The following is a 19,596-nucleotide window of genomic DNA, read 5'->3' as shown; positions in this document are numbered from 1 at the left end:
TTACAATAAAGAAGCCCGGAAATGTGCATCCGGGCTATTATGCTTATCAGTCATGCTTTTAATGGTGTCTGACTCCTTTTTGATGGTAGTTGATATTCTTATTGGCAGCCTGGTAATTTTTAGGGATCTGATCGCCGTTTTCAGCATAATGCTTGGTTGAAGAACCTGAATTATTTTCCGGTTCAGGATGTCCGTAATGGATTTCTTTTCCGTTTTTGTACATTTTATTATCAATGGTGCGGTACACCTGGTTTTCTCCGTATGTATTGCCATCCGGAGCCGTAAATAATTTGGCTGCCGCTTTTTTTCTTTTGCCGGCCAGATAGACCAATGTACCTCCCGCAAGCAGCCCAAGTGTTATTTTTAATGTGGTGTTCATAATGTATATTTTTTATTGAAACAAACAAATTGCCTGCCAGTATAAGTTGGCGTGCGTTATTTTGAAGAATAAATTAATTTTAAAAGTCGTTATAATGAAATTTGTATTATTTTTTTTCGTGGCTGCGGAAGATGGAAGACAATAAGCTAGGCAATAAAAAAGGAGAGTAGTGATGTAAATTCGTCAAACGTCGAAAAAGAGATCCTTTAAAACATGAGCTTTTCCTTATTCGTTATCCTTGTTCATTTTCCCTTCAAGATATATTACATTAGAAAAATCTATTCATTACCATAGATATGTTTTATAAAATTAAATTGTGTGAAATTTAATTTGGCCATATATTTGCAGTACACTTTATAACTTAATTTAAAGTACCACATAAAATAAAACAACAATGTCATTATTAGAAGATTTGAATTGGAGACATGCTGTAAAAGCATATGACCCTTCCAAAAAAGTATCACAGGAAGATTTACATACAATTATTGAGGCTGCCAGACTGGCACCGACTTCATCCGGGCTTCAGCCGTTCCGCCTGATTGTGGTGGAAAATCAGGAGTTGAAAGAAAAAATGGTACAGGGTGCCCTGAATCCTGAAGTGATGAGAGACTGTTCCCACGTATTGGTCTTTGCAGCCTGGGACAGCTATTCGGATGAAAAGATAGACCAGGTGTATGACCACCATACCGATGTGAGGGATCTGCCGAGAGGAAGATTTTCAAGCTATACCGATAAGATCAAGGAAATGTATGGCGCACAGACTCCTGAACAGCATTTTGAGCATACGGCAAGGCAGACCTATATTGCGTTAGGATTTGCACTGGCACAGGCTGCCGAGCTTAAAGTAGACAGTACACCGGCAGAAGGCTTCAGCAATGAGATCGTGGATGAAATCCTTGGACTGAGAGCCATAGGACTTAAAAGTGTAAGCCTGCTGTACCTGGGATACCGTGATGAACAGAACGACTGGTTGTCAACGATGAAGAAAGTAAGGGTTCCTATGGAGGAATTCATCATTAAAAAGTAAAAACCATTTAATTTTCAGCCTATGGAAGCTCCAGAAAACTTAAAGCTGGAAAACCAGATCTGTTTCCCGCTCTACGTGATTGCGAAAGAAATCACGGGTCTGTACCGTCCGTTCCTGGATGAACTGGATATAACCTATCCGCAGTACCTCGTTATGATGGTGCTCTGGGAACAAAACGGAATGACAGTAAGCTGTATTGGGGAAAAGCTTTATCTGGACAGCGGTACGCTGACTCCTCTGCTCAAAAGGCTTGAAGCCAAAGGACTGATTACCAGGAAGCGTAAAAAGGACGACGAAAGGGTAGTGGAAATATGTGTAACGGAAGCAGGTAAGCAGCTGAAATCCAGAGCCTGTTCGGTTCCCGAAAAAATCATTGCCAGTACCAAAGTGGATCCTGAGGACCTGATCCGGCTGAAAGAAAGTGTCCAGAACATTATTAAAACATTAAAAGAATAAGATGAAAGCGTTATATACCACAAAAGTAACCGCAACCGGCGGAAGAAACGGACGTGTAAAAAGTGAAAACGGTGTGCTTGATACCGATGTGAAAATGCCTAAAGCACTGGGTGGCGCCAATGATGATTATGCCAATCCGGAAATGCTTTTCGCGGCAGGGTATGCAGCCTGTTTTGACAGTGCCCTGAACCGGGTGATCAGCCTTTCAAAAACCCAGACCGGAGAAACTTCCGTGACGGCACAGGTGAGTATCGGGCAGCTGGAAAACGGAGGGTTCGGACTGGCGGTTGAGCTTGACGTGAACATTCCTGGCGTTTCCCAGGAGGAAGCCCAGTCAATCACGGAAAAAGCTCATGAGATATGCCCGTATTCCAACGCGACAAGAAATAATATCGAAGTGAAACTTTCGGTAACGAATCAGTAAGATGAGTGAAGTATTTTGGTGATTCTGCCGGACCTGAAAGGTCCGGCAGATTTTTTTTGCAGACTACTCAGCGAATCAGTTCAAAGATCCGGCTGACTTCCGAATGCTTGTGTTCAGAATACACATGGGCGTGAAACTCATTCAGCTTCCTCAGAAGGACCAGCAACTGGTCTTTTTCCTCGGTATCCAGACTGCCTGAAAGGACCTGGGAGGTCAGATCCACCTTTTCTACGGAACGATGGAACAGGTCTTCTCCTTTTTCAGTCAGTTTCAGTCTTTTGCTTCTTTTATCCACTTCATCATGGCGTTCTTCTATCAGTCCGTGATCCAGCAGCCTTTTCAGGATCTGGGTGCCGGTTTGTTTTTCATGGCCGTTGCGTTCGATCAGCTGGATCTTCGTCAGTAAGGGTTCATCTTTCAGGCGGTACAGGTATGTAAATTCTTCATTGGCCAGTTCGGGGATACTGCTCAGGCCTTTGCGGACCAGCTGCCTGGAATACCGGCTCAGCAGCAATACCTGCTTGCAGATTTCATTTTCCGTCAGTGCCGCCGCATGGTTCTCATTGCGGAAAAGCGTAGCAGGGCTTTCACTCCGGTACTTTTTATCATTCAGCCACAGCCTGAAATCTTCTACGGTATGACCGGGTTTGCAGGATCCTGAATGCTCAAATTCCTTGACTTCATGCAGCAGGTCAATAAAAAAATCGGTATTCATACACTCATTTTAAAGGGTAAAGATAAACGATTAACATATTCAGTCCAAAATTACAGCCTGATGCGGCTCATTCCTCCGTCTGCACCCAATACCTGACCGGTGATCCAGGAAGCCTGGTCTGAAATCAGGAAAGCGGCAAGCCCGGCGATTTCTTCTGCACTCCCGATCCTTTGCAGGGGATGCCGTTTTGCTGAAGCCTCACGTTTTTCAGGGGTGGAAAGCAGATGGGCGGTCAGTGACGTGTCCGTTAAAGAAGGGGCCACTGCATTGAAGCGTATTTTCTGGGCAGAAAATTCTGCAGCAAGGCTCCTGACCAGCCCTTCAACAGCACTTTTGCTCGCTGCTACCGAAGCATGGAAAGGCATGCCCAGCTGAGCGGCAACGGAACTGAACAAGACCACAGAGGCCGTTTCCGGCTTCTTCAGATGGGGAAGGAGTTTCTGAATAATTTTTACCGCGCCTAAGACATTGATTTCAAAATCATGTTTAAAATCTTCCTCTGTCAACCTGCTCAGCGGCTTCAGGTTGATGCTTCCCGGCGCATAGATCAGGCCGTCTACCACATCAGGAAAGACAATGTCATCCAGTGTCTCCGTAAGGATGTCTTTCCGGTGGAAGTCTATGTTAGGATGCTGAAGTTCCGGTGCCTCGCTCCTGGAAATTCCCGTAATGTGGTTTTGGTTGGCAAGCAGCCGGGCCGCAGCAAGGCCGATACCTTTGCCGCAGCCGATGATCACTATATTTTTCATCGTTTCGAAATTTTATTGTGGCTGATGGTTCTCTGTCTTGTGCATCTGAACCGGATAATTTCAGGATTCCTTTTCTTCAGGTGCTTCCGGCTTACTCCGGAATTCACACGTTTCCTCCAGAGTTTGAAACTGGAAGGCTTCAGTTCCAGGCGCATCAGTTCAATGACCTCTGCTTCGCTGATGCCGAACTGGAAACGGATCGCCTCGAACGGTGTGCGGTCTTCCCAGGCCATCTCAATGATGCGGTCGGTTTCTTCCGTATTGAATATGCTGTTCATTATTTCAGGTTCTTAATGGTTTCTTTTGCGGTTGTAAAGTGTTGTTCTCTTTTTTCTGCAGGCATTTTTTCCAGGGTCCGCAGCATCATTCCCAGCCTCGGATTTTTTTCAAAAAAGATCCGGTGGTCATTCACGAAATTCCAGAATAAGGCATCCCATTGCTCTGCCCATGTTCCGTCCCGGTAATCGCTCATCTTTTTCAGGTAGTTGCTTCCGCTCAGGTAAGGCTTGGTGCTCATGATACCGCCGTCTGAAAAACTGCTCATGCCGTACACATTCGGCACCATGACCCAGTCATATGAGTCGATGAACATTTCCATGAACCACTGGTAGACTTCATCCGGCCGGAAGCGGCACAGGTTCATGAAGTTGGCCAGGATCATCAGCCTTTCAATATGATGCGCATATCCTGTTTCCAGGATTTTTTTCAGCGTACCGTCTACGGGCTGTATTCCTGTCTTCCCGGTATAGAATGAGTCCGGAAGGCTGTTGTCATGCTTCCAGTAATTGCTGTTGCGCTGGTAGCTGCCTTTATACAGATATATTCCGCGGATGAATTCCCGCCATCCTACAATCTGCCGTATAAATCCTTCCAGGGAATTTACCGGAACATCAAACTCTTTTGCATATTCCGTAACCTCTTCCAATACCTGGGATGCAGTAAGAAGGCCTACGTTCAGCAAGGGAGAAAGGATGCTGTGATGCAGAAAATGCTCATGTTCAACAATGCTGTCTTCATAAGCACCGAATTCCGGTAATCGGTCTTCCAGGAAATGGTTCAGCCATGCTTCCGACTCTTCAAAAGTCACAGGATACAGCTGGTATGAGGTCAGGGTCCCGTAATGATCGTCAAAATACCGGTTAGTGTAGGTTTTGGCTTCTTCATAGAAAGGATTGTTTTCAGGAAAGCGGATGGCTGGAGGCTGTTTGTTCCGCGGGTACTTCTTCCGGTTTTCGGTATCGAACGTCAGTTTACCGCCTACAGGTTTTCCGGCTTTCATAAGGATGTTCCTGGACATGCGCTGCTGCCGGTAAAAGTCTGTCTGGTGGTAGCTTTTCTTCCCGTCAAAGTATTCTTTCAGGTCATCACGGGTGTTGATGAATAAAGGGCTGTCTAGGATTTCAAGTTCAAGGGAGGTTTTCCTGATCCTGTTTTCCAGCCAGTGATCAGATACATCAGTGATCCGGATTTTCTTAAAACCTTCTCTTTCCAGTTCCGGAATGAATTTCCTGATATCGGACAATGTAGACTGGCTTTCAATATAATGAACGGTAAATCCTGATGCTTTCAGGTAGTCTTCATAAAATTTCATACCTGCCCTGTGAAAGGCGATTTTCTGTTTGTGGAAAGTATATTGTTTAAAGAACAGGTATTCCTCTATCAGGTATACCGGCTGATCTTTATCGAGATAGCCGGTGTCTTTAAAAAGCTGGTGCGGAAAAACCAGCTGTGCTACTGAGGGTCTGTGCTGAGCCATAAATTTCTGTATTGTTTGTCCTGATCGTACCATGCTGCCTGCTGCTCCATATTGAAAGTCCGGTTCCGTGGATCATTGCCCACTCCGGCAAGATACATCCAGTTGCCGTAATTGCTGTGCACATCATAATCCACAAGCATTTCTTCAAAGAAAGCCGCACCGGTCCTCCAGTCCTGGCCGAGTGTTTTACAGAAATACGAAGCCGCATTCTGCCTGCCCCGGTTGCTCATATAGCCGGTAGTGATCAACTCCTTCATATTGGCATTGACGAAATCGGACTCCGTTGTTCCGCTGGTCCATTGCTCAATCGCTTCCTTATCATACGTGAAAACATATCCTTTGTTAAGGATTCCGTTCCGTTGGAAGATCATATTGCCGTGCTGCAGGGAAACATATCTGAAGAATTCCCGCCAAAGCAGTTCGAAAACCAGCCAGTACGTAGATTCGTTACTTCCGTATTCTGTTTCATACCGTTTAATTTCATGGTACACCGTAACGGCAGACAGGCTTCCGTCGGCGAGCCAGGCGGAGAACTTGCTGCTGTAATCCGGTCCGGTTAAACCATTCCGTGTTTCTTTATACCGGCTGAGGTTTTTTGTCACCTGGAAATAATCATGCAGCCTTTCCAGCGCCTGATGTTCACCGCCGGAAAAAGGAAAGGCAGTATATGCCGGCTGCTCAAAATCAGCAAAGCCCAGCTTTTTCAGGGATACCTCATCGCTGCTCATTTTATTTTCGGGCACAGCGCGCCGGTACATCAGGACCTCAGAACCGAATTCCTGCCTTACCGGTAAGCCGTCCTTTTCAAGTTTCTGCCGGAAGACCGTAAACTGTACAGGAATCTTCTGCATTTTTGTAAAGACAGCATCCGGATCTGTAAGCAGCTGTGAATAGGATGTGGTCCATGAAGTACCCATTAGAAGCCTTTTTACGGCATCCTGCCTTTCCGTTTCTTCCCGTGTCCATTCCGCCTGGCAGAATACCTGTTGGATATCATAAATGTCCGACAATTCCCTGAAAACACTTTCAGTGGTCCCCATCCTGATCACAAAAGGGATGCCTTTGCTTTTCAGGCTGTTTTCCAGCTCATGAACACTTTCCAGGGTAAACTTTGCCCTGAATTTTCCGGTTTTCCGGAAACCGTATGGTCCTTCTGCATAGGTATCTGGGTCAAATATATACACTGCCAGAAACGGCAGTTCTTCCTGCATAATACGGTACAGGGATTCCTGGTCGCGAACCCTTAGGTCCCGGGTGTACCAGAGGATATTGATTTTTTGTTTTTCCGGCATCTTTCGCTGCAGTATTTTACATCATCCCAACACATTTTCCATTTTTTTCGCCAGTTGAAAGGCAGCCCGCAGGATACACAGATCTTAGACGGCAGTCCGGCAGGCATGTCAGGAGGTATATTGTTTAAAATTATTGATAACGGTATCTTTGGCTTTCAGGTCATGCATCATATTGTACAACCCGAAAAATGTCCTGTTCAGGTAAATGAAATGCCGCGAACCCCTATTGGTAGTCATCCCTTTGAATTCGCTCAGCTTGGCATATTTCTGTCCGAGGTCCGCAATCTCGCCAAAAAACCCTTCATCTGAAAAGTCGAAGGTCTCTCTGTTGAAGGGCCGGGTAAACAGTTCGAGCAATTCATAGAACAGTTTGGAGAAGAAGGCTTTTTCTTCGGCACTGTCGTCTGGACGCAGGATTTCCAGCTCATACAGCTTTTCCATGAAGCGTTCCGGATTATTCAGGTTTTCTTCTTTAGCCAGTTCAAAATACGGGACATAAAATTCCGCCGGGATCTCCTTGATACATCCGAAATCAATGACGATCAGCTTATGGTCTGCTGAAATAAGGAAATTACCGGGATGCGGGTCGGCATGTACTTTTTTCAGGATATGCATCTGGTACATATAGAAATCCCATAAGGTCTGGCCGATGCGGTTCAGGTCCTGCTGGGTATTATTCAGCTTTACATACTCGGAGAAATGGAGCCCCGACATCCAGTCCATCGTAATGATCTTCTCACATGAGTATTCCGGATAGTAATGCGGAAAAAGAAGGTTGGGAAGATGGCGGCACTCATCTGCAATGCTCTGGCTGCGTTGGAGTTCCAGGTTGTAATCCGTTTCTTCATACAGCTTGTCTTCCACTTCCTGGAAATAGTCCTCTGAGCCTTCCTTGCGGATATTGAACATCTTCATGGCAATGGGCTTCACCATTTTCAGGTCGCTGGATATGCTTTCGCGCACGCCCGGATACTGTATTTTTACGGCCAGTTCTTTTCCGTCCTTCTGAGCTTTATGCACCTGGCCTATGCTGGCTGCATTAACCGATTCCTGGGAAAATTCATCAAAAATCTCATCCGGGTTCTTACCGAAATATTTCCGGAAAGTCTTTCTGACCAGTGCACCGGAAAGGGGCGGAACAGAAAACTGCGACAGGGAAAATTTTTCCACGTACTGCTGCGGAAGGATGTTTTTTTCCATGCTCAGCATCTGGGCTACCTTAAGCGCAGAGCCTTTCAGCTCCTTCAGTGAATCATAAATATCCGATGCATTGTCTTCATGCAACGTTTTACGGGCTTCTTCCTGGTCGCCGGTCATCCGGTTTCCGTAGTATTTAAGGTAATTGACTCCTACTTTTGCTCCTGCCTTCAGCAGGTTTCCGGCGCGTTCAATCTTTCCGGTCGGTATTGTATTCAGGGTCTTCATATCAATGCTTTCTAAAGGTTTCTTTCCACAAAAACTTACCGAGGTCAATCGCTTTTCTCACCGGTTCGTTGTCGGCCAGTTCAAAACCCGTATCAATTGTCTTTTCAATATAGATGTCGGTCTTTTCAAAAGCCGGCGAGGTATCTTTACGCCAGAACTCCAGGCAGGAAACCAGATGCAGCCATAACACTTCCTCACGTGCTTTTTCATTCAGGTTCCTGAAGTTTTCCCCTGTTTTTCCCGGCAGGTCATGGTCATTAAAATCCATGGTCCTGATCAATTTCCTGTGCGTTTCCCGCAGGCTGTTCAGGACCTTTGCTCCCGGCCTGAAATCCCTGCCCAGGATCATCAGCACAAGGGAGCGGTTCATCGTAAGGTTTTCAAAGAATATAAAGTACAGGTTCAGTAAAACCCCTTTGGCAGAACTAACCTCGCGGTGCTCAACCTTTTCAGTCAGCTCAATGGATTTGCTGAACAGGTGTTCCAGCATTTCTCTTTCCATATGTTCAAAACCGGAAAAGTAATCGTAAAAATCTTTTTCTTCAAAGCCGTGCTTTTTGGCGAAGAGGTAGACGTTTTTAGGTCTTTCACCATGGCTCAGTATATCATCTCCATACAGGTCAAATAATTTTTCCCGCGTGATCAAAGTTTCATTTTCCATAATTATCTTTTGGTTGATCAAATTTAGTAAATTATTTTACTTTTATATTTAAATAAGTATATAATTATACAATGTATGTTATTTACAATATAAATCAATTAGGATCAGAGCCGCGAGGAGAGTGGCAACAGACGAAGAAGGTACTCTAATCTGATTGGGGGAACATCATCCGTCCTGTTTCACATTTGCATTTCACTTTTGCCGCTTTTTAAACATTAACGATATCATGTGTAATTTGCCTGTTACAACAATAATGCGTATTTTTAAGTACTCACACACGGAAATTTTTTCATTAAATGAAGTATTGGAAGAAAATGAGGTGTTTCTAAGCATAGAAGTTTCACTTAAATTATAATCATATGAAAGTAGGTTTAATAGGATTCGGAAAGGCAGGGAAAGCGGTGGCTAACGTCATCCTTCAGCATGAAGAATTTTCCCTGGAATGGGTGCTGAGAGACAGTACGGTGATGGAAAACGGCTCTGCCAAAGAGCTGTTGGGAATGATGGCGGCTGATCCTGCACGTATTGTTTCACAGCAGGGACTGGAGGTCGGTGACTTCCTGGATGCATATCCGGTTGATATTATTATCGATTTCTCTACGGAAGACGGGATTTATACATACGGTGAGGCGGCAGCTGAAAGGCAGATCAAAATCATATCGGCCATTTCTCACTATGATGAACACGAAAAGGAATTCCTGAGGATGCTTTCGGAACGTACGGTGGTATTCTGGTCGCCGAATATTACATTAGGCGTCAATTACCTGTTGTTTGCCGCTTCAATGCTGAAGAAAATAGCTCCGGAAGTGGATATTGAACTGATTGAAGAACATTTCAAAGCCAAAGCCGGAATTTCCGGAACAGCTGTCAAGATTGCCGAAACGCTGGACATCCGTACGGAGAGCATCAATTCGGTACGGGCCGGAGGAATTGTCGGAAAGCATGAAGTGATCTTCGGGTTCCCGTATCAGACCGTACGCCTGGTACATGAATCGATTTCCAGGGAAGCGTTCGGGAACGGGGCTTTATTTGCAGCACGGAACCTGAAGGATAAGGAAAACGGGTTATACCATTTTGAGGATATCCTGAGGCCGTATTTCTATGGTGAGGTACAGCCGCAGTTATTGTAGCACTGTATTATGAATATTATAAGCCGGTCATGTGTTGTCCACAGGCCGGCTTTCTTTTTTTCTGTACTCATTAGGGGAATGTTTTTTTTCGGCTTTAAAATATTTCCCGAAATGTGACCTGTCGCTGAATCCAAGGTCATAGGCAATCTCTGCAATGGAGAGGGTAGTGTGGAGCAGCAGCCGTTCCGCTTCCAGGATCACGCGGTTCTTAATGATTTGTCCGGCGGTCATATCCAGGCGTTCACGGATGACAGCGTTGAGGTAATTGGGCGTAATGTTAAGTTTTCCCGCATATTCGGAAGTGCTTTTCAGCTCCCTGAAATACAGGTTCACCAATGCTGAAAACCGGTCAGCCAGTTCTTTCTTGCGATCCGGCGCTTCCTGGATAGCATAAACAGGGCGTGTATTCCGGATGTATTTCAGCATCATCACCTTAAGCTGGAGGCAGGCTATCTCTTTGGACAGGCTATTTTGGGTAGAATATTCTTTTTTCAGGGCCTCAGAACTTTGCCACAGGTCTTTCCTTTTTTCACCGGTAAGCCCTGTAATGCAGGGTGAAAGATCTGCCAGGGCAGTATCACTTTTAATGATCCTGTTGCCGGTATAAATGTAATTGTAAAAAGATCTGGTAAACAGAACCACATTGCCTTCACACGCTTCGATGCCGGTAAAACTATAGGCCTGATGGTAGTTAATGAAAAAAAAGCTGTTGGGGCGAATTTCAAAAAGCTGGTGGTCAATCTGAAGGCTTCCTTTTCCTTTGCTGAACATCAGTACCGTATAGAATTTATTTTTATAATGATTGCCGTCTGTGGCTTTACGGAGAAATTCCGAAATTGTAAGGATGACGAGTTCTCCCCTGAGTACCGGATGAGTACTTATTTGGGTCAAAGTAAAAGTCCTGATGTCCTGGTTCAGCATAATAGGAAGTGCATGGAGGCATAAAGATAAGGAGAAACTTTGATGAACAGTCTGGTCCGCATCATCATTGTGGATTCAGGATCAGGCATCTGTTTTTGCAATATTGATGATGATCAGAACATCAGTTCCTGAATTCAAGTATTTTAAGGTCGTTAGCGGCGACTTTTTGAACCACTTTTTTATCCACATAGTCAGAATTCATCGCTCTGAGGACGGCCATGTAATTCATGGTAAATTCCAGGGTATCTCCCACCTTGAAATGGCTGGCATTGTCTCCAAGGTCTAAAATCATCATATCTGAGCTGGCGCCGATAATCTCCACTTCCGGATCTACCGGACAGATATTCTTCTGGTCGATGTCCAGCAGCCCGACATCTGCAATGGCCCTTACGGATGTTTTTCCGATGTCTTTTTCATCATGTACCGGCGTATCTCCGGTCAGGTTGGTCCCGGCCGTTCCGGCCGGAACCACCGGCTTTTCCCTCATTTCAATAATCTCCACGGTTAGGGTAAACACATCCTGGTACATCCCGCTGATCACAGAATCTTGATAGACATCCGTTCCGAAGAACAGTGTTTCGCCGATCCTGAAATGATTGATGCCTTCAGGGACCTGGTTTTTAAACAGGAGGGGAATCGTGACGGAGGAGCCCGCAGATACATACGGGATTTCCCTGCCGTACATTTCTTCCACGATTTCTTTGTACCGGTTCAGTTTGAAAAGCTTCCTTTCATCGGGAAGGATGCCGTTCAGGCAGTTCAGGTTGGTACCAATGCCGACGACTTCTATATTCGGCAGCTTTAAAACATCCCCGAAAAACTGAGGCAGATCCTTGGCCATGATGCCTTCGCGGAGTTCGCCCATTTCTACCATGATGACGATCTTATGCACTTTCTGCTGCTGTACGGCTTCATCAGACAGGGCTTTGATGGTATTCAGTTCCGTATTGAAGCTTACATCGGCAAACCGGACAATACTTGCAGCGAGTCGGCGTGCCGGAGGTTTGATGTATATCGTTCGGGTACCGGGAGACAGTTCTTTGATCGTTTTAAGGTTGCTCAGCCTCGAGTCGCAGAGGTCTTTGCCGGTCATTTGCAGTACCACTTTCAGGAAGTCTTCATGGCCGCACAACAGTTTGACTACAATGGCCCAGTGGATTTCGTGATCGGAAAAGAGCTTTTCCAGGTACTGATAATTATGAAAAAGTTTAGGGGAGTTTAAAGTAATGTATGACATATTATTTTTTTAAGCGCATTTCAAGGTATTTACTGGTAAAGCCCAGCTTTTCGTACAGATGCCTTGCCGGGTTTTCCGGTTCGCAGTGGAGCGCAATATCTCCGTCTGCGATATCGATGGCCTTCTGCATCAGCTGTTTTCCGATGCCTTTTCCGCGCTGATTTTTGTCCGTAGCAATGTAGACGAGGATGTATTCAGGGATGTAGCCCTGCATTCCGGTTTTGTTGAGTACCACACAGCCGGTCATTTCACGGGTGCCGGTATCTTCGGCAGTGATGATAATCCCTCCGGGGCTGTTATTTTTTCCCAGGGCATAATCTACCGCTTTCTGTATGTCGGATTGAGGATCACCATATTGTTCCAGGTGACGGAACAGGAACCCGGCGATTTGTTTTTGGATGTTGTCTTGTGCTTGGTGTTGTTCGTTGTAAATATATAGTTCTGTCATTGTTATTTTTTATCCCGGGATAGGAAGCGTGATATCATACGGCGTATCCTGTCCGGTATCTTTTCTTTGGTCTGTTTTAGGTTTGTAAAACAGGAGTGCCACATCTGTGGTATTAATAATTTTCCTTAAGAAGTTTTCTGCAAAAAGGGCTTTCCAGCTTTGTTCATCCTGATAGTTCAGGATGATGATATCAGCTTTGGCCGCTTTTGAAAAAGTAGCGATCACAGTAGCTTTATCCGGAGCTTCGAAAAACTCTGCCGTGTAGTCTGCCGACCTTTCATACAGCTTCTTTTTTAAGCCGACGAATTCTTTCTTCAGTTCATCAGAAGTTTCCGTATCACCGATGCCCAGAAGTTCGACGGTGCTGTTGTTCCTTTCAGCAATCGATAAGGCAAAGTCCAGTTTGTCATCGAGGTTATGGGTGACCCTTACCGGAAATACCATGTTTTTAAACTGGTATTTTTTAAAGCTTTTCGGGACCATCAGCACGGAGCTGTTTGCTTCAGAGAGTATGCTGTACGAATTGGAACCCAGGATAAACTGTTTGATTTTCTGTTCTCCGGAAGTTCCTACTACGGTAAGGTCGGTGTCTTCTTCCGCAATCAGGTCATTGATGCTCTGGATCAGGCTTCCGTGACGGATTTCTGTTTTTACCTTCAGCGTAGTGCTTCGTTCGGTAAGTTCCTTCTGTATGACGGCCAGGTTGTTTTCAGCCAGGCTGATGCTTTCCTGTGTTACCTCATTGCCGATGACCTGCTTGTAACTCCTGTCGATGAGGTAAAACTGGTCTACGACGTGAAGTACGATAAGGACAGCCTGATGGCGTACGGCAATATGGAAGGCCATTTCAACAGCGTTTCCCGATTTTTCGGAGAAGTCTGTGGTAACAATTATATTCTTGATTTTGGTGGGCATAGGTTTCATGATCGTTGAGTGGTGCAAAGTTAAAGGTGTTATATAGCAAACTGTGTGAGAAAACCGTGCTAAAGTGGTCTGTTTTACTGTTATGTGGTATCTAAAGATAGAGTGGGGATCTCCTTTATATAAAAGCCTTCCGGCATTCAGGCGGAAAGGCTAATGTATTCTGGTGATGGTTCCGTGGCCTATCAGATCAGGACCTTCAAAAAAATCGAAGTCCTGGCCTTCATATAAATTGCTGAGGATCTCATCTGAATTCAGCAGGGCAATTTCCGCCTGTACGGTATCTCCGGGAAAAACCAGTTCTGCATCAGGATAATTCTGTACGCAGGTCATCATTTCCTGTTGCGGAGGAAACTGGATGGTCGGCCGGTAGCCTGATGATACCGGTGTGCTTCTGCCGCCTTTACTTTCCGGGGCAAAACTGAGCTGAGCTGTAAAATGGGATTTTATCTTCATTATAATTTGATGGTTTTTTCCGGCGGTGGGACCGGGGTTTTAATTCAATGCAGAGGACCATAATGACAACTGCTGCCATGTAAACAGCAGCAGGTATTAGAATCATCAGATAACATATTTTTTAAGTCCTTCCATAATGCCCTGCCACAGCATATTGAAAAAGCTTCTTTCAGGGTCTCTTTTCTTCTCGATCAGGACATATTCCGGTTCACCGGTGGATTCGTTTTTCACAAACCAGTTGGCCACCGTCGAGAGCAGTTTTCTTTCATTGCCTTTTTTATTGAGGAGGTTCACATACATATCGCTGTATTTGAAATAGAACTTCCCGGCAATCCCGGCATTGCTGCCGTAATAGTCGAATTTAATATAGTCTATTTTACCATCAAGCGTTACATTAAGGTACGGACGTACAAAAAGGTTCACATTGTCTGCAGAGAGTTTGCTGATTTTTCCGTTAATGGTAAACTGATCCTGCGGGTTGCTGACATCGAATTTCCAGTGCACGTCGGTACTGGCATTGTTGTAAAAGGCAAAATTCACATCCGCCTTTACGGTAGTTGGCCTTCCTTTGATTTTCGCATTGTTCACATCACTGATTTTACCATTGAAATTATTAAAGGTAATTTTCCCCGGAATATTGTTGTTTTCCGCATTCTCTTCATACTCCAGGTTTGAATTGGTGATATGAATGTCCTTAACGAAAAGCGGGATTTTTACGCCTCTCAGCTTTTTGCTGAACAGGTACCGTGCGCTGTTATCGTCTGGCGGGGCAAGGTCATGGTAAATATTACAGTGAATACCGTCGATGTTCACCTGGCTGATATCAATGACAGGATCTTTAAACAGTTCCGACTGCCGGTCGGTAACTCCGATTTTCTTTACCCGGATCGTATACAGGTCGGTTTCCTTTGCAATCACCCTGCTGAACGCTGCTCTGGAATATTTAGGCAGATAGGCCAGGTTTCGGATCTCGGTATAATTTCCTGAATTTTTCACATCCCCGACCTTTAATGAATAATATTTTCCTGCGTCCAAATTAATATTGCGGGCCGTAATCAGGTGTTTGACTGCTTTAAAAGGCAGTCCGTTTTTCAGGTATTCCTTACCGGAAGTAACCTGATCCAGCCTAGCATCCAGCTGTGCTACTGCAAGATGGGTTTTTCCCTGTTTGATCTGTGTAATTTTCGCTTTGGAGATATTGATGAATCCCAGCTGTGCCGTAAAATCCGGATCTGCCGAATCCTTTTTGCTCTTTTTTACAGTCTTGCGGGTGGCGGAGACTATTTTAATATCCGGTGACTGAATGTCGATTCCGCCTAGAAGAATGTTGAGTTTCTGCCCTACATATTTTGTTCGGTTATTGAGGATCCTGATTTGATCTGTGCGGATATTGAACAGGTCTTTGTCTGCACTTTTGCCCAGAGCCAGCATTTCAAACTGCTCTATCATGATGTCCGCATTGTTGGAGGAGATCTTTTTGATTCTTAACGCCTGGAGCGGGTTGGCTTTAAAATAGATATTATCCGCTTCAATATCATGGTTGGTGAACCGGAACGGTATTTTTTCCTTCACCGTATTTTTGTCAAAGACTATATTGCTGAGCTTGAAGTTAAAATTGTCTACGGAAGCGGTTTTGTCCTGATTGGCCTGCAATACCATGATTTTTCCTTTTTGGAAATCAATATTTTTCATCCCGATTTTCATTTCGATTTCTTTCGGGTTCTTCTCTTTTTCCACGGTGTTTTTTCCGGTAGACATTACCTTGAGATCCGGCCGGTTGAAAATAACATCAGAAACGATCAGGGAATCCTGGCTGATGGTAAAATCTTTAGCAAGTAAACGTTCTGATGAAAAATCAAAAACATTCTTAGCGTTGTACTGCTGAGGTTTCTGCGTCGGTTTCAGATGGAATTTCTGCAGGTCAAGCGTTTTATCGGCAGCAAGGATGCGGTCTGCATTGATTTCGTAAAAATCATTCACACCGATTTTTACGGCTGAGGCATTGACCTTGAATTCCTTAAATGCCAATGGGATTTTAGCGTCATTGCCACTCTGGCGGATGTCTTTCAGGCGGACACTGATGTTTTTCCCCTGGAAGACAGGCTTCCCGTCAGAACCGGTTACATCTGCGAATACATTATTGAGTTCAATATTGTTGATATGGATATCCTTCTGTGCTTTTCCGGCCGTATCTTTAGTTTTCTTCGGCGCCAGCTTTACCCTGAGCTGTGCATCGGACAGTAAAAACTGATCGGCATGATAGGCTTTGCTGAACAGGGCTTTCCAGATGCCAAAGTCACGGATCTGAATTTTTTTTACCGTACCGTTAATCTGGGTGATTTTAGGATCAGCAGGATTTTTGGTAGATATCGTAAGGTCGGTTGCTGTGAAATTCCCGGACAGAAGGCTCAGGTTAAAATCTTTTAGCTTCAGGCGGTAAGGCGTCCTGGTATTGACGACATCCGGCAGTTTCCGCTGGAGATAGAAATCCAGGGCAAAAGGAAAGATCAGGATCATTGCAACAATACCAATGCCGGTTCCTAAAAGCCATTTTTTCCGGTTATTTTTCTTTTGTAGAGGTTTTTCTTCCATCACCTATGAAATTTTCACATTTCTTTAACAAATCAAATGGTATTCCAATTCACTTGAATTTTGACTTCAAATCCGGCTCTGTTTTCAGATGTTTCCCGGATTATCCTGTAAATGCTTTAAATAATTCATCAGAGATGCATTTGGGATGCAGATTATAAAATTTCAGTATTCGTTTTTTGAGGGTAAAGTTTTATCCTCATCAACCATATCCTATTCCTACGGAATGATTTATGCACTGACCTGCCCATCAACAGGTACCAAAAAACATCAATATAAGTATGAACACCATTACAAAAACAATTCTGAAAGGAGTAGCAGCAGGATTGCTGGCTTCCTGGATCAAATCCATCGCAGAACCACCTTTACAAAAAATAGGTGAGGATTATTTCCCGCCTGAACCCGGACAGCTTGAACTCAAAGGCGCCGATGTAACCCACAGACCTGAAAATATGCCGCCGGCAGTCCTGGCAAAAAGTGTATATAAGGAATTCACCCATCAGGAGCTTTCCGGTGAACAGACCCAGCAGGCTATGACGGGGATCCATTATACTTTAGGAGCGGTTATAGGAGTCGCTTACCTTTTGGCGTTGAGGAAAAAAGGCCGCATCATACCTGCCCAGGGATTGGTGGCAGGAACCGTAATCTGGGCTGCTACGCACGGATCACTGGTTCCGGCACTCGGACTGCAGGATAAAGTAAGTGAAATGCCTGCTTCATGGTGGGTATGGGAATTCGGTTCCCATCTGGTTTTCGGGGTAGCGCTGGAACAGAGCAGGATCGTCCTGAACAAAGTATTCTGAGATAATTAATATCGTAACTGATTGATTTCGTTGTATTAAATTTTGCATTCGGTCATTTTATGGTTATCTTTAATGCTATTAAATTCAATACCATGAAACATCTGAAAAAAATCTCACGAGACAAAATGAAAACCCTTACGGGAGCTGCAAAAGCTTCTGTCGCCTGCAGCAATGGCTGCGTAACCATTCCCGACTGCGACGGGCCTTGTGCCGCCAATGAAAGGAAGGTCACCTGCTACGGTTCTGCGCAGACCATTACGAAAACCTGTACTTCTTCTTTAGATCCCGATACAGGAAATTAAATTGAACTATTTACAACATAACCTCTGCCAGTGCGGAGGTTTTTTGTGGGAATGATTCAAGCAGATCTGCAAATTTGCTTCTTCACGATGTACAGAATACCGTTCAGCGTCAATCATAGTATCCTTCAGTCCTGTACTTTCTCAGCGTTCTTGCTATCCTTTGCCTTTCTGTATTTATTATTCCACGCCTTCCATTCAGCGGCGTTCCATTCCCTTTCTGGCATAATAATAGGTAAGTATTAGGAAACAACATTCACAATCTAAACCATTCACCAATGAAATCAGAAGATATTTCAGGAAAAAGCCTCAGCGGGAAAACGGTGGTCATTACCGGCGGAACCAGCGGGGTAGGCAGGGCTACCGTAGAAGCGTTTGCCCTCGAAGGATGCCATATTGTTATTGCAGCCAGGGGCAAGGAAGCACTGGATGAAACCGTTGCCCTGTGCAGGGAGCTGGAAGTAGCCGTTATCGGGGTGCCTACAGATGTATCCGTTGCGGAAGAAGTGGACAACCTGGTAAAAACGGCCTTACAGTTCAACGGAAGAATAGACATCTGGGTCAACAATGCCGGAGTAATGTCCAGCGGGAAATTTGAGGAGATCCCTATGGAAGTGAATGAGCAGGTGATCAAAACCAACCTTTTCGGATATATGCACGGCGCTTACAGCGTGCTTCCCGTTTTCAAAAGGCAGCAGGAGGGAATCCTCATTAACAATATTTCGATCGGCGGATTCATGCCTGCACCTTACAGTGCAGTATATTCCTCCACTAAATTCGGGATCAGGGGCATGATGGAATGCCTTCAGGGTGAAATTTCAGACTTCGCGGATATCCATATCTGCAATATCTACCCACAGATCCAGCGGTCTACCGGGAATATGCATTCCGCGAAATATTCCGGACTGGATTTTAAAATCCCTCCGTTTGCCGCCGATCCCCGCGATACGGCAGCCAGCATTGTGGAACTGGCCAAGCATCCGAAAAAAGAAAAATTCCCGGATGCGACATCCGTGTTCCTGAAAACCGTGTACGGACTGTTTCCAAAGCCGGTCATCAACGTTGCTTCGGCAGGCATGAGGCTGATGATGAAAATCAAAAACGCACCGGATGACAGCGGAAACATTCTGAAACCTTCTCCGGAACCGCACCGCATCTATGGTGAAACCATCCTTCCGGTTCCTTCCCGAAAAACCAAAATAGCCCTTCTGGCAGGCCTCGGCCTCGGCATTGCCTATATGCTGATGAAAAAGAATTCCGATTCTGAAGAATCTTACGATTAACATTAACACAAAAACATATGAACACCAACACATTAAAAAATATCGGAAAATACGCCTTGGGCGGAATGCTCATCACGGCCGGTATCGGTCACCTTACATTTGCCAGAAAAGCTTTCCGTGCGCAGGTCCCGGAATGGGTCCCTCTGGAAAAAGATGACACCGTTTTCTATTCCGGAATAGCAGAAATTGCCTTGGGAGCATCCATCATCGGAGCCTCGGAAGAGCAGCAGAAACTGATCGGCAAGGTAGCCGCAGGATTTTTCACTGCCATCTTCCCGGGCAACATCTCACAATACGTCAACCGAAAAGACAGCTTCGGACTGAATACAGACCAGAAAAGGCTCGGCAGGCTGTTTATGCAGCCGCTGCTGGTGGCCTGGGCGCTGGGAACGACGCAGAAGAAATAAAATATTTATAGTTCAATCTAATATTAATAAAAGGTTTTCTCTAAGGAGGAAACCTTTTTTGTTGGAATATGCTAAAAATATTGGTGATCAAGGTTTTCCGTTTGTACAGGAAGACAGAAAAGTATCCTATTCAGCCATCGGCAGGATATTGGGCGTACACCGGTTAACGGTAAGCAGTTTTGTACACCGGAATGATGAACTGACGGTGTAACAAGCCT

Annotated in this window: 23 protein-coding genes and 1 pseudogene; 9 read left to right on the top strand and 15 right to left on the bottom strand. The window is 45.0% G+C overall.

The genetic code is table 11. From position 1 onward, the window contains the following. Window positions 1-58: 58 nt before the first annotated feature. A complete protein-coding gene (locus tag CGB83_RS05565) occupies window positions 59-379 on the bottom strand; it encodes a hypothetical protein (protein ID WP_100074913.1) in 321 nt (106 codons plus the stop codon). Window positions 380-773: 394 nt separating this feature from the next. Here CGB83_RS05565 and CGB83_RS05560 point away from each other — a divergent pair, with 394 nt between their 5' ends. From CGB83_RS05560 to CGB83_RS05550, 3 genes are read left to right on the top strand one after another with little or no spacing between them, the layout of a single operon-like run. After that, complete coding sequence (locus CGB83_RS05560) at window positions 774-1,406, top strand: NAD(P)H-dependent oxidoreductase (RefSeq protein WP_100074912.1); 633 nt, start codon at window positions 774-776, stop codon at window positions 1,404-1,406. Window positions 1,407-1,427: 21 nt separating this feature from the next. After that, entirely contained in the window at window positions 1,428-1,862 is a 435-nt protein-coding gene (locus CGB83_RS05555; protein WP_100074911.1) for a MarR family winged helix-turn-helix transcriptional regulator, read from the top strand. Window position 1,863: 1 nt separating this feature from the next. Then, on the top strand, window positions 1,864-2,286 hold the full coding sequence (locus CGB83_RS05550) for an organic hydroperoxide resistance protein (protein ID WP_100074910.1): 423 nt from the start codon (window positions 1,864-1,866) through the stop codon (window positions 2,284-2,286). Window positions 2,287-2,353: 67 nt separating this feature from the next. Here the strand turns inward: CGB83_RS05550 and CGB83_RS05545 are convergent, their stop codons facing one another. The 8 genes from CGB83_RS05545 to CGB83_RS05510 are packed head-to-tail and all read right to left on the bottom strand — an operon-like array spanning window position 2,354 to window position 8,884. Then, entirely contained in the window at window positions 2,354-3,001 is a 648-nt protein-coding gene (locus CGB83_RS05545; protein WP_100074909.1) for a MarR family winged helix-turn-helix transcriptional regulator, read from the bottom strand. Between the two features lie 50 nt (window positions 3,002-3,051). After that, the gene (locus tag CGB83_RS05540; protein WP_100074908.1) at window positions 3,052-3,750 is read right to left on the bottom strand and encodes an SDR family NAD(P)-dependent oxidoreductase; all 699 of its coding nucleotides are present in this window, start codon (window positions 3,748-3,750) and stop codon (window positions 3,052-3,054) included. After that, window positions 3,747-4,028, bottom strand: a complete 282-nt coding sequence (locus tag CGB83_RS05535) for a TIGR03643 family protein (protein ID WP_100074907.1) — start codon at window positions 4,026-4,028, stop codon at window positions 3,747-3,749. Before CGB83_RS05535 ends, CGB83_RS05540 begins: the two co-directional genes overlap by 4 nt. Next, window positions 4,028-5,506, bottom strand: coding sequence for a cryptochrome/photolyase family protein (locus tag CGB83_RS05530; RefSeq protein ID WP_100074906.1), 1,479 nt, complete (start codon window positions 5,504-5,506; stop codon window positions 4,028-4,030). Before CGB83_RS05530 ends, CGB83_RS05535 begins: the two co-directional genes overlap by 1 nt. Beyond that, window positions 5,482-6,798: a DASH family cryptochrome gene (locus CGB83_RS05525; RefSeq protein WP_100074905.1), complete on the bottom strand. Its 1,317-nt coding sequence runs from the start codon at window positions 6,796-6,798 to the stop codon at window positions 5,482-5,484. The genes CGB83_RS05530 and CGB83_RS05525 overlap by 25 nt, the downstream gene beginning before the upstream one ends. Then, window positions 6,750-6,905 (bottom strand): DUF2256 domain-containing protein, encoded by a 156-nt coding sequence (locus CGB83_RS05520; protein WP_100074904.1) that lies wholly within the window; start codon window positions 6,903-6,905, stop codon window positions 6,750-6,752. Before CGB83_RS05520 ends, CGB83_RS05525 begins: the two co-directional genes overlap by 49 nt. Before the next feature lies 1 nt (window position 6,906). Further along, entirely contained in the window at window positions 6,907-8,223 is a 1,317-nt protein-coding gene (locus tag CGB83_RS05515; RefSeq protein ID WP_100074903.1) for an ABC1 kinase family protein, read from the bottom strand. 1 nt (window position 8,224) lies between these two features. Further along, window positions 8,225-8,884, bottom strand: a complete 660-nt coding sequence (locus tag CGB83_RS05510; RefSeq protein WP_100074902.1) for a heat-shock protein — start codon at window positions 8,882-8,884, stop codon at window positions 8,225-8,227. A 359-nt stretch (window positions 8,885-9,243) separates the two neighbouring features. Between CGB83_RS05510 and CGB83_RS05505 the strand changes: the two genes are divergently transcribed. Further along, window positions 9,244-10,014, top strand: a complete 771-nt coding sequence (locus CGB83_RS05505; protein ID WP_100074901.1) for a 4-hydroxy-tetrahydrodipicolinate reductase — start codon at window positions 9,244-9,246, stop codon at window positions 10,012-10,014. Window positions 10,015-10,041: 27 nt separating this feature from the next. Here CGB83_RS05505 and CGB83_RS05500 read toward each other — a convergent pair whose 3' ends face one another. The 6 genes from CGB83_RS05500 to CGB83_RS05475 all read right to left on the bottom strand — a co-directional run bounded on the left by CGB83_RS05500 (window position 10,042) and on the right by CGB83_RS05475 (window position 16,589). Next, on the bottom strand, window positions 10,042-10,935 hold the full coding sequence (locus CGB83_RS05500) for an AraC family transcriptional regulator (RefSeq protein WP_100074900.1): 894 nt from the start codon (window positions 10,933-10,935) through the stop codon (window positions 10,042-10,044). A 121-nt stretch (window positions 10,936-11,056) separates the two neighbouring features. After that, on the bottom strand, window positions 11,057-12,172 hold the full coding sequence (locus CGB83_RS05495; RefSeq protein WP_100074899.1) for an alanine racemase: 1,116 nt from the start codon (window positions 12,170-12,172) through the stop codon (window positions 11,057-11,059). 1 nt (window position 12,173) lies between these two features. Next, entirely contained in the window at window positions 12,174-12,620 is a 447-nt protein-coding gene (locus CGB83_RS05490) for a GNAT family N-acetyltransferase (RefSeq protein ID WP_100074898.1), read from the bottom strand. Between the two features lie 9 nt (window positions 12,621-12,629). Further along, window positions 12,630-13,535 carry a universal stress protein gene (locus tag CGB83_RS05485; protein ID WP_157761349.1) on the bottom strand — a complete coding sequence of 302 codons (906 nt, stop codon included), beginning with the start codon at window positions 13,533-13,535 and terminating at the stop codon, window positions 12,630-12,632. Between the two features lie 159 nt (window positions 13,536-13,694). After that, on the bottom strand, window positions 13,695-13,997 hold the full coding sequence (locus CGB83_RS05480) for a hypothetical protein (protein WP_100074896.1): 303 nt from the start codon (window positions 13,995-13,997) through the stop codon (window positions 13,695-13,697). 105 nt (window positions 13,998-14,102) lie between these two features. Continuing rightward, window positions 14,103-16,589 (bottom strand): AsmA family protein, encoded by a 2,487-nt coding sequence (locus CGB83_RS05475; RefSeq protein ID WP_100074895.1) that lies wholly within the window; start codon window positions 16,587-16,589, stop codon window positions 14,103-14,105. A gap of 278 nt (window positions 16,590-16,867) precedes the next feature. On the opposite strand from CGB83_RS05475, the gene CGB83_RS05470 reads away from it, so the two are divergent. The 5 genes and pseudogenes from CGB83_RS05470 to CGB83_RS05450 form a co-directional block, all read left to right on the top strand. Further along, window positions 16,868-17,389 (top strand): DUF1440 domain-containing protein, encoded by a 522-nt coding sequence (locus CGB83_RS05470; RefSeq protein WP_100074894.1) that lies wholly within the window; start codon window positions 16,868-16,870, stop codon window positions 17,387-17,389. Between the two features lie 92 nt (window positions 17,390-17,481). After that, window positions 17,482-17,691 (top strand): hypothetical protein, encoded by a 210-nt coding sequence (locus CGB83_RS05465; RefSeq protein ID WP_157761348.1) that lies wholly within the window; start codon window positions 17,482-17,484, stop codon window positions 17,689-17,691. A 275-nt stretch (window positions 17,692-17,966) separates the two neighbouring features. After that, entirely contained in the window at window positions 17,967-18,971 is a 1,005-nt protein-coding gene (locus CGB83_RS05460) for an SDR family NAD(P)-dependent oxidoreductase (protein ID WP_100074892.1), read from the top strand. A 17-nt stretch (window positions 18,972-18,988) separates the two neighbouring features. Then, on the top strand, window positions 18,989-19,378 hold the full coding sequence (locus CGB83_RS05455) for a DoxX family protein (RefSeq protein WP_100074891.1): 390 nt from the start codon (window positions 18,989-18,991) through the stop codon (window positions 19,376-19,378). A 112-nt stretch (window positions 19,379-19,490) separates the two neighbouring features. After that, window positions 19,491-19,589 (top strand): annotated as a pseudogene (locus CGB83_RS05450) (invertase); the annotation flags it as partial. Window positions 19,590-19,596: the final 7 nt, after the last annotated feature.

It is taken from the genome of Chryseobacterium camelliae, from assembly GCF_002770595.1.
Lineage (GTDB): Bacteria > Bacteroidota > Bacteroidia > Flavobacteriales > Weeksellaceae > Chryseobacterium > Chryseobacterium camelliae.
The sequence above is the reverse complement of the archived record's forward strand: the minus strand, read 5'-3'. Positions and strand labels throughout refer to the sequence as shown.